At 36.5% G+C, this 17,752-nt stretch carries 14 protein-coding genes; 8 read left to right on the forward strand and 6 right to left on the reverse strand.

The annotated features are described in order from the left end of the window. Positions 1-2: 2 nt before the first annotated feature. From P164_RS10190 to P164_RS10220, 7 genes are all read left to right on the forward strand, one after another. Entirely contained in the window at positions 3-1,499 is a 1,497-nt protein-coding gene (locus tag P164_RS10190) for an OmpP1/FadL family transporter (RefSeq protein ID WP_028376287.1), read from the forward strand. Positions 1,500-1,667: 168 nt separating this feature from the next. Next, positions 1,668-2,348 carry a GTP cyclohydrolase I FolE gene (folE, locus tag P164_RS10195; protein ID WP_028376288.1) on the forward strand — a complete coding sequence of 227 codons (681 nt, stop codon included), beginning with the start codon at positions 1,668-1,670 and terminating at the stop codon, positions 2,346-2,348. 44 nt (positions 2,349-2,392) lie between these two features. Then, the gene (gene cysS, locus P164_RS10200; RefSeq protein ID WP_028376289.1) at positions 2,393-3,880 is read left to right on the forward strand and encodes a cysteine--tRNA ligase; all 1,488 of its coding nucleotides are present in this window, start codon (positions 2,393-2,395) and stop codon (positions 3,878-3,880) included. Positions 3,881-3,893: 13 nt separating this feature from the next. Continuing rightward, positions 3,894-4,142 (forward strand): membrane protein insertion efficiency factor YidD, encoded by a 249-nt coding sequence (yidD, locus tag P164_RS10205; RefSeq protein WP_028376290.1) that lies wholly within the window; start codon positions 3,894-3,896, stop codon positions 4,140-4,142. A 62-nt stretch (positions 4,143-4,204) separates the two neighbouring features. Next, the gene (gene lgt, locus P164_RS10210; RefSeq protein WP_028376291.1) at positions 4,205-5,140 is read left to right on the forward strand and encodes a prolipoprotein diacylglyceryl transferase; all 936 of its coding nucleotides are present in this window, start codon (positions 4,205-4,207) and stop codon (positions 5,138-5,140) included. 5 nt (positions 5,141-5,145) lie between these two features. Further along, the gene (locus tag P164_RS10215; RefSeq protein ID WP_028376292.1) at positions 5,146-5,631 is read left to right on the forward strand and encodes a DUF192 domain-containing protein; all 486 of its coding nucleotides are present in this window, start codon (positions 5,146-5,148) and stop codon (positions 5,629-5,631) included. Beyond that, positions 5,632-6,549, forward strand: coding sequence for a glutaminase (locus P164_RS10220; RefSeq protein WP_028376293.1), 918 nt, complete (start codon positions 5,632-5,634; stop codon positions 6,547-6,549). A 94-nt stretch (positions 6,550-6,643) separates the two neighbouring features. Here the strand turns inward: P164_RS10220 and secDF are convergent, their stop codons facing one another. The 5 genes from secDF to asnB all read right to left on the reverse strand — a co-directional run bounded on the left by secDF (position 6,644) and on the right by asnB (position 16,199). Further along, on the reverse strand, positions 6,644-9,658 hold the full coding sequence (gene secDF / locus P164_RS10225; protein WP_028376294.1) for a protein translocase subunit SecDF: 3,015 nt from the start codon (positions 9,656-9,658) through the stop codon (positions 6,644-6,646). 380 nt (positions 9,659-10,038) lie between these two features. Continuing rightward, positions 10,039-10,965: a malate dehydrogenase gene (gene mdh / locus P164_RS10230; RefSeq protein WP_028376295.1), complete on the reverse strand. Its 927-nt coding sequence runs from the start codon at positions 10,963-10,965 to the stop codon at positions 10,039-10,041. 186 nt (positions 10,966-11,151) lie between these two features. Continuing rightward, a complete protein-coding gene (locus P164_RS10235; RefSeq protein WP_028376296.1) occupies positions 11,152-12,153 on the reverse strand; it encodes a DUF6588 family protein in 1,002 nt (333 codons plus the stop codon). Positions 12,154-12,270: 117 nt separating this feature from the next. Continuing rightward, positions 12,271-14,211, reverse strand: coding sequence for a DNA topoisomerase (ATP-hydrolyzing) subunit B (gene gyrB, locus P164_RS10240; RefSeq protein WP_028376297.1), 1,941 nt, complete (start codon positions 14,209-14,211; stop codon positions 12,271-12,273). A gap of 305 nt (positions 14,212-14,516) precedes the next feature. After that, positions 14,517-16,199, reverse strand: coding sequence for an asparagine synthase B (gene asnB, locus P164_RS10245; protein WP_028376298.1), 1,683 nt, complete (start codon positions 16,197-16,199; stop codon positions 14,517-14,519). A gap of 255 nt (positions 16,200-16,454) precedes the next feature. On the opposite strand from asnB, the gene P164_RS10250 reads away from it, so the two are divergent. Further along, positions 16,455-17,006 carry a DUF2911 domain-containing protein gene (locus tag P164_RS10250; protein WP_028376299.1) on the forward strand — a complete coding sequence of 184 codons (552 nt, stop codon included), beginning with the start codon at positions 16,455-16,457 and terminating at the stop codon, positions 17,004-17,006. A 57-nt stretch (positions 17,007-17,063) separates the two neighbouring features. Here P164_RS10250 and P164_RS10255 read toward each other — a convergent pair whose 3' ends face one another. Continuing rightward, the gene (locus P164_RS10255; protein WP_028376300.1) at positions 17,064-17,696 is read right to left on the reverse strand and encodes a 7-carboxy-7-deazaguanine synthase QueE; all 633 of its coding nucleotides are present in this window, start codon (positions 17,694-17,696) and stop codon (positions 17,064-17,066) included. Between the last annotated feature and the right edge of the window lie 56 nt (positions 17,697-17,752).

A 17,752-nucleotide genomic window follows, 5' to 3' on the forward strand; every position in this document is an offset into this window, starting at 1 on the left:
TAATGAAAAATATTCTCATACTCCTATTCATAGGTTTAAGTGGGCAGGTATTTTATGCCCAAACCGTAAGCGATGCGGTACGGTACAGTTCACAAGACATTACGGGTACCGCAAGGTATCGTGGTGTTAGCGGTGCATTTGGCGCCTTAGGCGGTGACGTTTCTGCTATTAACAACAATCCGGCAGGTTCAGCAGTTTTTAATAAAAGCTTTGTATCATTATCCTTATCATCTGGAAACTATGATAATCAAACTTATTATAATGATGGTATTACTGTTTCTGACAAATCTGATATAGACTTAAACCAGTTTGGAGGTGTATTTGTTTCTCAAGGAAACGGTAAACTTAGAAAGTTTGCATTTAGTTTTAATTATGATCGTTCAAACGATTTTGACAACGGGTATGTGGCTTCAGGTACAAGTACAAATTCTATTGCAGATTACTTTTCAGGATATGCGCAGGGAGTTCCATTAGATCTTTTAGAATTGCGAGATGATGAAACTACAGCAAGTTTATATCAATTTTTAGGCGAAAATGAAAGTTTTGGTGCGCAACAAGCTTTTTTAGGATATCAGGGATATTTAATAAATCCTGAAACTGACAACATCAACAATACAAACTATACTAGCGCTCAGAACGGCAATTCGTTTGATCAGGAATATCAGTATTTAAGTTATGGTAATAATAGTAGATTTACATTTAACGCAGCTGCACAGGTTTCTGAAAATTTGTATTTGGGAATAAATTTAAATGCACATACATTTAATTTCAGAAAAGAAACTATTCTCTTTGAGAATGCAAATGGCTCAGCAAACGCAGTATCAAGCACACGGTTTGATAATGAATTAAGAACTTATGGTACTGGCGCATCCTTGCAATTAGGAGGTATTTATCATATTTCTCCAAGTTTACGCTTAGGAGCTACCTATGATACTCCTACGTATTACACTATTTCTGAAGAAACTGACCAATATTTATCGACCAACGGAATTAATGGCAATGTCGTTTTATCTCCAAATGTCACCAACATATATGAAGATTATGATCTTCAAACACCCGGAAAAGCAACAGGTAGTATAGCATATATTTTTGGCTCTAACGGATTTATAAGCTTTGATTACTCATATGAAGATTATACGTCTATGAAATACAGACCAGATAATGATGTTTTTTTTCAGCAAGTAAATGCAAATATTGAGAATCAATTAACGGGCGCCTCTACGTATAAAATAGGAGGTGAGTTTCTTTCTGGTGACTGGAGTTTTAGAGGAGGTTATAAATTTATAGAAAGTCCTTACAAAAACGATGCAATTTTAAGTGACCGTAGTGGTTACTCCTTAGGTCTGGGTTATGCAATAGGTAATGCACGAATTGATTTAGCATATGACTGGGCAAAACAGCAAAGTAATACAGCTTTGTATGATGGGGCATTTGCTAACACAGCATATATAGACACAATAAATACAAATATTGTCGCATCTCTCTCTTTTCAGCTTTAAAGAATTTGCGCAAAGTAGTAGAAAACCCTCAAAATATTTTTGAGGGTTTTTTTGATCTTTAACATCTCTAACACAATTAAAACTGATGACTTTAAGACGTTTTTAAATTGTTAAATTAACTATCTTTGCAAGCCTTTAGCCTAAGCAGCGACTAATAGCTTTATGAATATGAATTTTGAAAACGAAGAACTAAAAGCAATCGATGAAGCAGGTGATAATCACCACAGCGCTTCAGCCGAAACTCCCCTAAGAGAAGATGCTTTTGAAATGAGTGATGCTGAAAAAATTGCTCTTATTAAGGATGATGTAACTCACATTATGCAAACATTAGGCTTAGATCTTACAGATGACAGTTTAAAAGGAACTCCAAACCGAGTTGCTAAAATGTTTGTAAATGAGATATTTGGAGGTCTTAATCCACAGCGAAAGCCTAAAGCTTCAACCTTTGAAAATAATTATAAATACGGCGAAATGCTTGTAGAGAAAAACATTACTGTTTACTCAACCTGCGAGCACCACTTATTACCTATCGTAGGTAGAGCGCACGTAGCTTATATTTCTAACGGTAGCGTTGTAGGACTTTCTAAAATGAATCGTATTGTAGATTATTATGCTAAGCGACCACAGGTTCAGGAACGCCTTACGATGCAAGTGGTTCAAGAATTACAAAAGGCTTTAGGAACTCAGGACGTTGCATGTGTTATTGATGCAAAGCACCTGTGTGTAAATAGCCGCGGCATTCGCGATATTGAAAGCAGCACAGTAACAAGTGAATTTGGCGGAAGATTTAAAGAAGAATCTGTACGTCGTGAATTTCTAGATTACATTAAATTAGATACTGCTTTTTAAGCAACGTACTTCTCATTTAACATAAGCATATACAAACCATTTTTATGACGTCATTGTATTCTAATCAAGCCGTTACTCTTTACAATTCTTTATCTGGCGAAAAGGAACTTTTTAAACCGATATTAGAAGGAAACGTAGGGATGTATGTTTGCGGACCTACAGTTTACAGTAATGTACATTTAGGTAACGTACGCACGTTTATGTCTTTTGATATGATTTTTAGATATCTAAAGCATTTAGGTTACAAAGTACGCTATGTTAGAAATATCACAGATGCGGGTCATTTAACAGATGATGCAGATGAGGGTGAAGATAAAATATCTAAAAAAGCAAGACTAGAACAAATAGAGCCTATGGAGGTTGTACAACAGTACACTATAGACTTTCATACCATACTTCAAAAATTTAATTGCCTTCCTCCCAGCATAGAACCTACCGCAACAGGGCATATCATTGAACAGATAGAAATTATCAAGGAAATTTTAGAGAACGGATATGCGTATACTAAAAATGGATCTGTTTATTTTGACGTTCTAAAATTTAATGAAACTCATAATTACGGCAAACTGAGTGGTAGATTACTTGAGGATATGATTACCAATACTCGAGAACTTACTGCTCAAAGTGAAAAGAAAAATGCTCAGGATTTTGCACTTTGGAAAAAAGCAGAACCCCAGCACATTATGCGCTGGCCATCACCCTGGGGTGACGGTTTCCCGGGTTGGCACTTAGAGTGTACAGCTATGAGTACAAAATACCTTGGCGAAAAATTTGATATTCACGGTGGTGGTATGGATTTAAAATTTCCGCATCACGAGTGTGAGATTGCTCAATCTGAAGCATCAAACGGTAAAGACCCGGTTAATTATTGGCTGCATGCAAATATGCTTACCCTTAATGGCAAAAAAATGTCTAAAAGCACCGGTAACAATATTTTTCCGGCTGAAATTTTTAGCGGTGAAAGCCCTTTTTTAACAAAAGGTTACTCCCCCAGTGTTGCGCGCTTCTTCATAATGCAGGCACATTACCGCAGTGTTCTTGATTTTAGTAATGATGCGTTACTCGCAAGCGAAAAAGGATTTAACCGTCTTATGGAAGCCATTAATTTGCTTGAGGGATTACCTACTTCAGCACAAAGTTCAATAGATGTAGCATCCTGGTCACAATCGTGTTATGATGCGATGAATGATGATTTTAACTCACCTATTTTAATAGCCCAACTTTTTGAAGGAGCTAAGTTTATTCATCAGATTAAAGAAGGCAAAGCCACAATAACTAAGACAGACCTTGAAGCATTTCAAAAAGTCATTCATTCGTTTGTTTTTGATATTTTAGGCCTTGAAGATTTAAATGCTACAGCTGAGTCTAATTCAGATAAACTTAACGGTGCGATTGAGTTATTAATTCAACTTCGAAAAGACGCCCGTGCTAACAAAGATTTTGCAACCAGTGATCAAATAAGAGATCAACTTCTAGAATTAGGGATTCAACTTAAGGATGGTCGAGATGGAACCACATATACATTCTCCTAAATAATAATTGAAGGTGAAAAATTTAGCTAAAAACATACTTATTTTTCCCATTCGTTTATATCAAAAATTTGTATCGCCTATTTTGCCTCCTGCCTGCAGGTATGAACCCACGTGTTCTCATTATAGCGTAGAAGCCATTCAAACGTACGGGGTTTTTAAGGGAATGTGGTTAGCAATAAAACGTATTGCAAGTTGTAATCCCTGGGGCGGCTCTGGTTATGACCCTGTCCCTAAACGGGAAAATCACCATTCACATAATTAATATAAAAACAACTTAGAAGCCTACAGGCTTTTATATATTTACGCACAAAACTTTTTATGCTTATGCTTCCTTTAAAAATGACTTGGAATCCTTCTACAGGCTTAGATCTGGGATTTTTAACCATACATTATTATAGCCTTATGTTTGTTCTGGCCTTTTCTCTAGGCTGGTATTTAATGAAGAAAGTTTATAAGTACGAGGGTGTCGAGGAAGAAAAACTAGATCCTTTATTTATCTATTCGGTTTTAGCAATCTTACTAGGTGCACGATTAGGACATGTTTTCTTTTATCAAACCGAATTATTATGGGAAGATCCGCTATCGGTTTTACTTCCATTTAGATTTGTACCCGAGATAGAATACACCGGTTTTCAGGGTTTGGCAAGTCACGGCGCTGCAATAGGTATGATTTTCGCCATGTACCTGTACAATAAAAAAATATTAAAAAAGAGTGTCTTGTGGTTATTAGACCGCGTAATACTCCCTGTTTCCTTGGGTGCTATTTTTGTGCGTATAGGTAACTTCTTTAACTCTGAAATGGTAGGAAAAATAACCGATTCTAATCTCGGAATTAAATTTGTTCAGGATCAATACAATAAATACGAGGTGCAACGCCTTACCGGAATTCCTAATGAGCATAAAGCTTTTAGAGCACTTACAGACGATCCTCAATTTGCAAATTATATTGCAGATATACCATATCGTTTTCCGGGTCAGCTAATGGAAGCTACAGGTTATGTTTTTGTCTTTCTAATTTTGATGTTTGTGTATTGGAAAACTGAACTACGCAAAAAAGAAGGACTCATTTTCGGTTTATTTCTCGTGCTTTTATGGACGGTTCGATTTATTGTAGAATATTTTAAAAGAGCACAGGTAGAAGGTCGTGAAAATTGGATCTTTGGGTTGAATACCGGTCAAATACTGAGTGTTCCTTTTATACTTATTGGAATATTTTTAATTATACGCGGTTTTAATCAAAAGAAAAACCCTAAATACTAAATACAATGTACCGTCAATTTCTTTTATTAATTATAACTGCTCTCGTACTCACTTCTTGTAAAGATGAGAATACTTCTGAAGAGAACGCATTAGATCAAGCCCCTATTACATTCACTAAAGAAGGAGAACTCAACATAATTAAAGTAGACAGCAGCACTAAAGCCTTAGATATAGAATTTGCTGAAACAGAATACGAGACCTCTACGGGTCTTATGTATAGAGAATCTATGGAAGGAAATCAAGGTATGCTTTTCATCTTTCAAGATGAGCGACCTCACAATTTCTATATGAAAAACACTTACATCCCGTTAGATTTATTTTTCATTACTAAAGATAAAAAAATTGCCACTATCATTGAGAATGCGATGCCTCTTGATGAATCTAATCTACCTTCAGAAGTACCGGTTACTTATGTTCTTGAAACTAATGCGGGTTTTGCAAAAGAATGGAATATTAAAGAAGGAGACTCTGTAAGCTGGACACGTAATTAAATGGATTATCAAAAAGTTCTTGATGAGATAGTTGCAGAAATCTCTCTGTTTAACGCAGCAGGCAAAGTAGCAACCTACATACCTGAGCTAGGGAACGTAGATCCTAATAAGTTTGGTATTTATCTTCAATGCACAGACGGAAAAGGATACGCTACCGGAGATGCTTTAGAACGCTTTTCAATACAAAGTATATCAAAGGTTTTAAGCCTGTCACTTGCTCTTAAATTAGTAGGCAATCATATCTGGACGCGTATAGGCGTAGAACCCTCTGGAGACCCTTTTAATTCGCTTGTTCAATTAGAATATGAGAAAGGTATTCCACGCAATCCGTTTATTAATGCCGGGGCTCTCGTAGTGGCAGATATTTTGATGTCTGAACTTGATAATCCTAAGGAAGAACTACTTCAATACGTAAGAGATCTCGCCGAAGATCAAACCATAGAATACAATCATAAAGTTGCTGCTTCAGAAATGGAGCACAAATATCGTAATGCTGCACTAACGCATCTTATGAAGGACTTTGGTAATATCAAAAATGATGTTAATGAGGTTTTAGATTTTTATTTTCATCAGTGTGCTATAGCGATGAATTGTAAACAGCTGGCACAAGCCTTTACAATTTTTCTTAACTACGGAAAATATGATTTGAGCTCAGAAGCCGCTGTACTAGATTCTACATTAGCAAAACGTATTAATGCATTAATGCTTACCTGTGGGTTTTATGATGAGTCTGGTGAGTTTGCGTTTAGCGTAGGTTTACCGGGTAAAAGTGGTGTGGGCGGAGGCATTGTAGCCTTGCATCCTAAATATTACAGTATAGCGGTTTGGAGTCCACCTTTGAATTCTAAAGGTAATTCTGAATTAGGACTAAAAGCACTGGAGCTTCTTACAACTAAAACAGAGCAATCTGTATTCTAAATAAACCCAAGAATACTTTTAAGTATTAGGCATAAAAAAAGAGAGCCGATAGTTTTAAACTATCGGCTCTCTTTTTATGAATTAAATTCAGTAGTTAAGCTACTGTCTCTTCTTCAACTTCTACTTCAGGCTTTAAAGCCTTTTTCTGTATCGTATCAAACATAACCGGCGTTGCGATAAAGATAGATGAGTATGTACCTACTACAACACCCACAATCAATGCAAACATGAAGCCCATTATACTAGCACCTCCAAAAATGAAGATCGCAAGTAATACGATTAATGTAGTCATCGAGGTATTTAACGTACGGCTTATAGTACTGTTGATTGCCTGATTTATTATAAGATCCATTTTACGAGTAGGACCATATTCTTTCATAAATTCTCTGATACGGTCAAATACAACCACCGTATCATTCAGCGAGTATCCAATTACTGTAAGAATCGCAGCGATGAATGACTGATCTACTTCCATATTAAATGGCATAAACTTATAAGTCAATGAGAAGATACCTAAAACAATTAATACATCGTGGAATACTGCAGCGACAGCTCCCAATGAAAATTGCCATCTTCTAAAACGTAATAAGATGTATAAGAACACCACTACAAGAGAACCTAAAACTGCCCAGAATGAATCTTTCTTTATATCATCTGCGATAGTAGGACCTACTTTATTATACTCAAGTATACCTATTTTAGCTTCACTAGACCCACCTTTTACAAATTGAGCATAAGTAAGATCTCCTGGTAAATAACTACCTAAAGCAGAAAATAATTTTTGCTGAATATCATCATCAACTTCAGAAGCCTCTTCGTCAATTCTATATTTAGTAGTGATTTTTAACTGGTTTGCTTCACCATATGTTTTGGCCTGCGCACTTTCTAGTTCTGCAATCAGTTTACCTTCAACTTCACTAGCATTTACAGGTTGTTCAAAACGCACTGTGTAGTTACGACCACCTACGAAGTCTACCCCTTGATCTAAACCATTAGTAAATAAAGAAATTAAACTAACAATGATCAATGCACCACTTACGATATAAGCAATTTTACGTTTTGCTAAGAAATCTTTATTGAAATTAGTGAATAAGTTACGTGTAGCTGCAGTACAGAATTCTAGTGACTTACCATTTTTACCGTATCCGTCGATGAAGAGACGTGTAACAAAAATTGCTGTAAATAATGATGTTGCTATACCTATCATTAAAGTAGTAGCAAAACCTTGTATAGGTCCTGTACCAAATAAGAATAAAATTAAGGCAGTAAGGAATGTTGTTATGTTAGCATCAAGAATAGAAGAAAGTGCATTACTAAAACCATCTTTAATTGCATCTTTTTGCGACTTACCTTTTGCAAGCTCTTCTTTAATACGCTCAAAAATAAGCACGTTTGCATCTACAGACATACCTATTGTAAGTACGATACCTGCAATACCAGGAAGTGTAAGTACCGCTCCCAGACCAGCAAGAATTCCGAAAATAAATAAAATGTTTACTGCAAGAGCAATATCTGCAAAAAGACCTGCTTTACCGTAATAGAATACCATCCAAACTAGTACTAAAACCAATGCAAGTACAAAAGAAATCAAACCACTGTTGATAGCTTCCTGACCTAGTGAAGGACCTACAACGTCGTAAGAAATAATTTTTGCTGAAGCAGGTAATTTACCAGCTTTTAAAACATTTGCTAAATCCTGAGCTTCAGTAACCGTAAAACTACCAGAAATCTCTGTAGCACCACCTTTAATCTCCTGCTTAGCGGTTGCAGCAGAATAAACTACATCGTCAAGAACAATCGCGATAGCATTTCCTTCACTTGCAACTTCTCCTGTTAATTTAGCCCATTGTCCTGGACCCTGACCTTCAAAATCTATACCTACAGATGGTAAGCCAGATTGTGTGTATTGTTGACGAGAATCCTGTACCACATCACCGTCCATAGCAGGAGTTCCGCTTCTGTCAGATTTTAATGCGTAAAGACCTACTACACTAGTTTCTCCTTCTGCAGTTCCCCATCTAAATTTTGCATAACGCAAATCTTGTGGGCGTAAACGCACAACTTCCGGTTTAGATAAATAGCTGTTAATTGTCGCTGTATCTTTTGCCTGAGCATAACCTACAACAGCAGCCTGCCCATATTGTTGAATAGCAGGATTAAAGCTGAAAAGCTCAAATAAAGGATTATTCTGAGTAGTTGTGCTTACTGAATCTTCTTCACTAGCTAATAACTCTTCAATAGAATCATCTTTAGTTTCGGTAGAATCAACAGTAACAGCTTCTACCTCTTCATTTGTAGCAGGAGCTACAAGATCTTTAAGAACTGTATTTACCTCAAATAAATAAGGAGCAACGTTAGCTGCATAATGTGTTTTATAAAACTCTAACTGAGCAGTACTTTCTAACTGAAACTTCACGCGCTCAATATCTGTTGCACCAGGAAGTTCAATAAGTATTCTTGATTGATTGTCTAAACGCTGAATATTAGGTTGAGTAACCCCAAACTTATCAATACGATTACGCAATACTTCAAAAGCAGACTTTATAGACTCTTCGACTTCTTTCTCAATAACAGGCTCAACCTCAGCATTACTCATGTTGAAGTTTACTTTCTCTCCTAAAGTAGTATTTGCAAAAATGTCTGGAGAAGCTAGTTTATTGTCTCCCGGAAGAGCATTAAAAGCATCGAAGAAATCATCAAGGAAACTATTTTGACTATCCTTTTGTGCTTCAGCAGCTTGATCTAATGCCTGGTTAAATGCAGGATCTGTACTGTTATTACTTAAACCTTTAAGAATATCTGCAACAGAAATCTCAAGAATAGCATTCATACCACCTTTAAGATCCAGACCTTTATTAAGCTCTTTAGCTTTTGCATCATTGTAAGTAATACCTAAAGCGATAGGATTATTACCTACAGAATCTAAATAGCGACGCTCTACTTCACCCCGTCTATCTACATAATCTTCTACAGTATTTGATACCTGACGCTCTGCGTAAGCCGAAGCTTCGTCTTCTGCCTTATTTGTAAAGTACGTAAACGAAAGCTGGTATAAACTCACCAACCCAAATAAAATCGCAAATACTCGTATGAGTCCTTTATTCTGCATTATTCTATAAATATTTATTAATTCTTCCCGAACTTTTTCCGGGCAATTTTTTAAAACGTGCAAATATAGGGTTTCAATGCAGAAACGCCAATAAATATATTTTAGATTCCTTTAACTTTTTAATATTAAAACTAATTAATTAAAAACAGACCAATAATTTGTGAATCAATTATTTACGAAATAAATAAAATTCAGTCTTTACTATATAGCTACACAATCTTAAAAGCAGATACTTTAATCCTTTAATTTTTAATAGATATTAACCTCAATTTGCCGCTTAGTGACTTCCTCGAGATTTTTAAGAATTATACGTGCATTCAATTAGGTTTAAAAAAAAATGCCACCCCAAAGGTGGCATTTTTAATCAAAGTGATCTCAAATTAAAATTCAAGTAATCCATTGGTTTTACGCACGGCATCTGCACTTTCCTGCATTTTTGCTTTTTCGGCATCACTTAGTTCTATAGTAACGATTTTCTCGATACCATTTTTACCTAAAAGCACCGGAACACCTATGCAAATATCTTCTAAGCCATATTCACCTTCTAATAAAACTGAACACGGAAACATTTTTTTCTGATCACAAGCGATTGCCTGCACCATTCCTGACACAGCCGCTCCCGGAGCATACCACGCAGAAGTACCTAATAATTTTGTAAGTGTAGCACCCCCTACTTTAGTATCTTCAAGAACCTGATTTAAACGATCTTCAGCTAAAAATTCTGAAGCTAATACGCTATTACGGGTTGCTAAACGGGTTAATGGAATCATACCTGTATCACTATGACCGCCTATAACCATACCATCTACGTCAGAGATAGGGCATTCTAATGCTTCAGCTAAACGGTATTTAAAACGAGCGCTGTCTAACGCACCACCCATTCCTATAATTTGATTTTTAGGAAGTCCTGTAGCTTTATGTACCAGGTAAGCCATAGTATCCATAGGGTTACTCACAACGATTATAATTACATTAGGAGAATGTTTAATTAAATTAGTCGCAACATCCTTTACGATTCCTGCATTTATGCCAATTAATTCTTCTCTGGTCATACCCGGTTTACGAGGAATCCCACTAGTAATTACAGCTACATCACTATTAGCTGTTTTAGAATAATCGCCTGTGGTACCAGTTATGCGGGTATCAAAAGCATTTAATGACGCAGTTTGCATTAAATCCATTGCTTTACCTTCTGCAAACCCTTCTTTAATATCTAAGAGAATAACATCTGAGGCAAAATTTTTCATTGCAATATATTCGGCACAACTCGCACCTACTGCTCCTGCTCCTACTACGGTAACTTTCATTCTATTTTTATTTTAGTGAATAATATATTAATTAAGCACAAAAACCAACTATAAAACGTTAACGTTTGCGCTTTTCAAAAATACGATTTCTAAAAGAGTATGATAGCAACTAAGCTTTTAAAATTGACCTAAATAAGGATGACTTTCAATACTGAAAGTCATCCTTATTTTATAAACTGTAAAATGCTATCTAAAACTAAATGCAATACCTGCACTAACATTGCTATATTCCTGAACCGTATAGTCTGCAAAAATCTTAAAAAATGCAAGATTTAAACGCGCTCCTAAAGAAGCTCTCACACTAGACGGATTATAAGACAACATTATAGGATCTGTAATTGTACCATTATTGGTCGCACTTCCGTTTGTTGCATACTCATAAGTACCTAATACATTCAACTCAGATTTACCACCTGTAAAACCTAACCCGCCATACACAGTTACAATAGGAAAGTCTAAAGATGCTACTCCCTGTACCGTATATGAATTCAGTTTAAACTCTGCAGCCTGATTAGAACCATCTATGGTAGATTCTGCCTGAATATCATAATCTACATTCATCGTTGTAAATGCACCTACTACCGCCACATTTAAGGGCAAGTTATCTAAAGGACCGAAATACTGCATAATGTTATGTTTGAATCCCGCACCAAAAAGCTTCCCCTTTACATTATCACTTCCCACTTCAGGAACAAAGCGCACCATTAAATCTGTACCTTTAAAAACACCTAAACTCGCTTGTATTGCCGGCGCAGGAACTGCATTAATAGGTAAATCATCTTTAACTCCCTCTGGCATAGTAAAGGTAACATCACCCTCAGAGGTGTTAAATGTAACTTCAGAAGGTGTAGCGTTACCGGCAACGGTAGGTGTTAAATCTGAACTGGCAGTATATTGATTTCGAAAATTAAGACTCCCTAAAGAAAATATCTCCTTTTCTGAAGGAACTATAGCCCCGTTAAAACCTATAGTAATATCAAAACCCAATTGCTTGTGTGTCTTTGCAGTATGATACCAGCCTCCAGACATACTATAAACAAGACCTTCCATAGCCGGTGCTATATACGCCCCCATTAACGTGTTTGCATCTGCTCTTCCTGCTTTTACAATAGCTTCAAAACCATCATCCTGGCTATAAGCTGATAATGTACAGGCTGTAACAATTAAAGTAAGTAGATAGTTTTTCATAAATGATATTGATTTGGTTCAGTCAAAAATAGCGAAAGCACTCGTAATCATAACTTAAAACAATAAAAAAACCTGTTTCTTTCAAAACAGGTTTTAAACAATTCTTTATAAATAAGACTAGACGTCTATATTTGCATAAATAGCATTTTTCTCTATAAACTCTCTACGAGGCGGCACCTCATCTCCCATTAACATAGAAAAAATACGATCTGCTTCGGTACCATTATCTATAGTAACCTGGCGAAGCGTTCTAAATTCAGGATTCATAGTTGTATCCCAAAGTTGTTCTGCGTTCATCTCCCCAAGACCTTTATAACGTTGAATACCGGCACTACCGCCCATAGCTTCGTTATACTCATCACGTTCTTTTTCAGACCAGGCATAGCGCATTTTTTTACCTTTTTTAACCAGGTAAAGAGGCGGAGTAGCAATATAGACGTGACCACCTTCAACTAATTCGCGCATATAGCGGAAGAAAAAGGTAAGAATCAATGTTGCAATGTGACTACCATCTACATCGGCATCACACATAATTACAATTTTATGATAACGAAGTTTACTTAAGTTAAGTGCTTTGCTATCTTCTTCTGTACCAATGGTAACTCCTAATGCAGTAAAGATATTTTTAATCTCTTCATTTTCAAAAACCTTGTGCTGCATCGCTTTTTCTACATTCAGAATTTTTCCACGAAGTGGAAGAATTGCCTGAAAATTACGATCACGACCCATTTTTGCAGTACCACCTGCCGAATCTCCCTCGACTAGAAACACTTCACACTCTTTAGGATCAGTTTCTGAACAATCGGCTAATTTTCCAGGTAAACCACCTATACTCATCACCGTTTTACGCTGAACCATCTCACGCGCTTTTTTAGCTGCGTGACGTGCCTGAGCTGCAAGAATAACTTTTTGAACAATAGTTTTGGCATCATCAGGGTGTTCTTCTAAATAGATCTCAAGCATTTCTGAAACTGCTTGCGATACTGCTGAAGTAACCTCTCTGTTACCTAATTTAGTTTTCGTTTGACCCTCAAATTGTGGTTCAGCAACTTTTACCGAAATAATTGCAGTAAGACCCTCTCTAAAGTCATCACCTGCAATATCAAATTTCAATTTATCGAGAAGACCAGAAGCATCTGCATATTTTTTAAGAGAAGTTGTTAAACCCCGTCTAAAACCAGCTAAATGTGTTCCTCCCTCGTGTGTATTAATATTGTTTACATACGAGTGTAGATTCTCTGCATAGCTGTCATTATAAATCATTGCAACCTCAACAGGAATGTCATTCTTCTCACCTTCCATAGAGATAACGTGGCCTATTATAGGCTGACGATTGCCATCCATAAACCGTACAAACTCTTTCAACCCTTCTTCAGAATGAAAAGTTTCTACATCAAACTCACCTTTATCATTTTTATGACGCTTATCTGTAAGGGTTATTGTGATGCCCTTATTTAAGTAAGATAGCTCGCGCATTCTACTTGCCAGCGTATCATAATTAAATTCTATAGTTTGTTGAAAAATTGTAGGATCTGGTAAAAAAGTCACCGCGGTACCCCTGTCTGTAGTATCACCTATAGCTTTAACAGGATACATCGCTTTACCTTTCTCATACTCCTGCTCCCATATTTTACCATCACGATAAACAGTAGCACGCAAATGGTCTGAAAGTGCATTTACACAACTCACACCAACACCGTGTAAACCACCAGAAACTTTATAGGAGTCTTTATCAAATTTACCTCCGGCACCAATTTTAGTCATAACTACCTGTAGAGCAGACACACCTTCTTTTTTGTGTAAATCTACCGGTATACCGCGACCGTTATCTTTAACTGATATCGAATTATTTTCATTTATGACAACATCTATGGCATCACAATGCCCAGCCATAGCCTCATCAATTGAATTATCTACAACCTCATAAACCAAGTGGTGCAAACCACGTACTCCCACATCTCCAATATACATTGAGGGGCGCATACGCACGTGCTCCATTCCCTCAAGCGCCTGAATACTATCTGCCGAATATTGCTTCTTATTGGCTTCTTCGCTCATATATCTTTATTTAATTAAAATGTTCTGTTTTTCTTAAAGCGGAAACTTTTTGCTCTATCTAATTATTGCCTAATAATCAAAAAATAACCCTCAAAGGTCGTGTTTTTTGATAGCTAACAAATATAAAAAATAGCATCCCCATATATAGGCAAAACCCGAGCCAAAGGCTTTAAGTTATCAACAAAATGTGTAAAAAAAGCGTAAAAACAGGTTATTAATAGTTTATATTATTTTCAATACCCTTAATGACAAAAAAAAGCCGCTTTCTAAACAAGAAAGCGGCTTCAAAATTTAACCTCAACAGCTTACGCGTGTTGTTTTTTAATATATGCATCAGAATGCACATTTGCAACCGCTCTTCCAGAAGGATCGTTCATATTTTTAAATGCCTCATCCCACTCTAAAGCAATTTTAGTACTGCACGCTACAGAGGCTTCCTGAGGCACAGACCACGCTGCTGCATCGCTAGGGAAATGATCTGTAAAAATACTTCTATAGTAGTACTCTTCTTTATTTGTAGGTGTTTGTATAGGAAATTTATACTTAGCATTGGCTAATTGCTCATCACTTATTTTCTCATTTACAACCTCCTTAAGAGTATCTATCCAGCTGTAACCTACCCCATCAGAAAATTGCTCTTTCTGTCTCCAGGCAACACTTTCTGGCAAGTATGATTCAAAAGCTTTACGCAGCACCCACTTCTCCATACGCTCTCCATTAATCATTTTGTCCTGAGGATTAATGCTCATTGCCACATCCATAAATTCTTTATCTAAGAATGGCACACGACCTTCAATACCCCAAGCAGCAAGTGACTTGTTAGCACGTAGGCAATCATACATATGTAATTTACTTAATTTACGTACTGTCTCTTCGTGAAATTCCTGAGCATTAGGAGCTTTATGAAAATATAAATACCCTCCAAAAACCTCATCTGCACCTTCTCCAGAAAGTACCATTTTTACACCCATAGATTTAATCACACGCGCCATAAGATACATAGGCGTAGAAGCTCTAATGGTTGTAATATCGTAAGTCTCGAGGTTATAAATAACATCTTTTATCGCATCAAGACCTTCTTGTATTGTAAATTTTATTTCATGATGCACAGTACCTATATGATCTGCAACTTTTTGAGCAGCAGCTAAATCTGGCGAACCTTCAAGCCCTACAGAAAACGAGTGTAATCTTGGCCACCATGCCCCATCTGTGTCTCCGGATTCAATTCTCTTTTCAGCATATTTTTTTGCTACCGCAGAAGTGATTGAAGAATCTAATCCCCCAGAAAGTAGTACTCCGTAAGGTACATCAGACATTAGTTGACGGTGTACCGCTGCTTCTAAAGCATCACGTAATTTTTCAATACTGGTCTCGTTATCTTTTACAGCATCATACTCCATCCAGTCACGCTTGTACCACTGTCTCAATTCACCATCTGCACTGTGTAAATAGTGTCCTGGAGGAAATAATTTAATCTTTGTACAGGTTCCTTCAAGAGCTTTAAGTTCTGAAGCTACATAAAAAGTACCGTGCTCATCCCAACCCATATAAAGTGGAATAATACCCATATGATCTCTTGCTACAAAATACTCATCTTTAGCAGCGTCATATAAAGAGAAGGCAAAAATTCCATTCATCTCATCTAAAAAGGCAGGGCCTTTTTCTTGATACAAAGCAAGAATTACTTCACAATCTGATTCTGTTTGAAAATCATATTTACCCTCAAATTGCTTACGCAGTTCGCGGTGATTATAAATTTCGCCATTAGCTGCAAGAATTAGTTTTCCGTCTGGGCTTAACAATGGTTGTTTTCCCGATCTGGGATCTACAATAGATAAACGCTCGTGAGCTAATATTGCTTTATCATCTGCATACACCCCATTCCAGTCTGGACCACGGTGACGTATTTTTTTTGACATTTCTAATAACTGAGGTCTTAACACTTCAGCCGGTTGCTTCAATTCATAGGCACATACTATCCCGCACATAATCGTATTGTTTTAATTTGATAGGTCAAAGATGCTAATTCAATTCTAATTGACAAACGAATAAAGTCATTATAGTTACATATTATAACATTTTATCTCAAAAGTGTATTAGTTTATAATTAAAAACGGCATTCTTTAATACTTAAAATTTATATTATAAATCATCTGGCATTTTAATAAAGCCTTAACAAACCTAAGCTCTTGACCATTGTACATTTGTATGCATATTTAAAAATAAATTCTAAAAAAAATTAAATGAAATCTCTTATAATCAGCAGTTTTTTGCTTGCATTTTTAGTAATGGGCAATACGGTAAACGCTCAAAAATTTAGTGAATTAGATAAAAGTCCATTAGACATTGCAATGTTTAGAGGGCAGGATAAAGCTCCTAGAGTACGTGTTATTTACAGCAGACCTCAACGTAAAGGACGTGATGTTTTTGCAACTAAAGATGGTTTACAGAAATACGGTGAGGTATGGCGCACCGGTGCTAATGAATCTACAGAGATTAAATTCTATAAAGATATGATGCTGGGCGACAAAAAAGTTGTTGCAGGTACTTACACACTATTTACCATACCAGGAGAAAAAGAATGGACTGTAATACTAAATAAAGATCTAGACACCTGGGGAGCTTACGGTTATAAAGAAGAACGCGACCTGGTACGTTTTACAACGCCAGTTCATAAAACAGCTGCTCCTATTGAGTCATTCTCAATATCTTTTCAACCTACGGAAGCAGGTTCTGACATGTTTTTAGGGTGGGATGACACGTATATACAAATACCAGTTGAAGAAATTCAATAATATTGTATTTCTAAATAAATTAAAAAAGGCTTCCAGATAACTGGAAGCCTTTTTTCTTTACGGTATATTAAGATATTTATGAGTTTGTAAACTTATTTTCCACTTGGGGTTTGCCATTACATAATCTACTATTAAAGGCGTCATTTTATCGCGTACACTCCATTCTGATTGTAAATACAATTCACAATCCTCATTTGCGAGGGCTGCATGTTCTTCCGCAAAAGCGAAATCAGATTTATTAAAGATTATTACTTTTAATTCGTGCGCTTCTTTATAAATACGCGGTTTAGGTAACATGCGCTTTTTTGGAGAAAGACAAATCCAATCCCAGTGACCACTCAACTCGTAGGCGCCAGAGGTTTCTATATGCACCTTAAGGCCTTCTGCCTTGAGAAGACTCGTAAGATGCTCCATATCCCACATTAGTGGTTCACCCCCTGTAATAACAATGGTTTTACTATACTTAACTGCATTTGCTACAATTGCAGCTGCTTCTGTAGGAGGATGTATTGCAGCATCCCAACTTTCTTTTACATCACACCAATGACAGCCTACATCACAACCACCTACCCGTATAAAATAAGCCGGTGTACCTGTATGTGCTCCTTCACCCTGAATTGTATAAAACTCTTCCATTAAAGGAAGTAATTCTCCCAGCTTTACCCGGGTTGCTATTGCCTCTTTTGTCATAAGCGGCAAAGATACGGCGCATTAAAATCGTTGCCAAGGCTTAACAACTTATTTTA

This window comes from Leeuwenhoekiella sp. MAR_2009_132 (assembly GCF_000687915.1).
GTDB lineage: Bacteria > Bacteroidota > Bacteroidia > Flavobacteriales > Flavobacteriaceae > Leeuwenhoekiella.

Excerpts from the sequence above, each read along its gene's own strand:
- P164_RS10255 (WP_028376300.1), bottom strand. The coding sequence starts at position 17,696 with ATGACAAAAGAGGCAATAGCAACCCGGGTAAAGCTGGGAGAATTACTT.
- secDF (WP_028376294.1), bottom strand. The coding sequence starts at position 9,658 with ATGCAGAATAAAGGACTCATACGAGTATTTGCGATTTTATTTGGGTTG.
- P164_RS10250 (WP_028376299.1), top strand. The coding sequence starts at position 16,455 with ATGAAATCTCTTATAATCAGCAGTTTTTTGCTTGCATTTTTAGTAATG.
- P164_RS10235 (WP_028376296.1), bottom strand. The coding sequence starts at position 12,153 with ATGAAAAACTATCTACTTACTTTAATTGTTACAGCCTGTACATTATCA.
- P164_RS10190 (WP_028376287.1), top strand. The coding sequence starts at position 3 with ATGAAAAATATTCTCATACTCCTATTCATAGGTTTAAGTGGGCAGGTA.
- asnB (WP_028376298.1), bottom strand. The coding sequence starts at position 16,199 with ATGTGCGGGATAGTATGTGCCTATGAATTGAAGCAACCGGCTGAAGTG.
- P164_RS10215 (WP_028376292.1), top strand. The coding sequence starts at position 5,146 with ATGTACCGTCAATTTCTTTTATTAATTATAACTGCTCTCGTACTCACT.
- folE (WP_028376288.1), top strand. The coding sequence starts at position 1,668 with ATGAATTTTGAAAACGAAGAACTAAAAGCAATCGATGAAGCAGGTGAT.
- P164_RS10220 (WP_028376293.1), top strand. The coding sequence starts at position 5,632 with ATGGATTATCAAAAAGTTCTTGATGAGATAGTTGCAGAAATCTCTCTG.
- gyrB (WP_028376297.1), bottom strand. The coding sequence starts at position 14,211 with ATGAGCGAAGAAGCCAATAAGAAGCAATATTCGGCAGATAGTATTCAG.
- cysS (WP_028376289.1), top strand. The coding sequence starts at position 2,393 with ATGACGTCATTGTATTCTAATCAAGCCGTTACTCTTTACAATTCTTTA.
- lgt (WP_028376291.1), top strand. The coding sequence starts at position 4,205 with ATGCTTCCTTTAAAAATGACTTGGAATCCTTCTACAGGCTTAGATCTG.
- mdh (WP_028376295.1), bottom strand. The coding sequence starts at position 10,965 with ATGAAAGTTACCGTAGTAGGAGCAGGAGCAGTAGGTGCGAGTTGTGCC.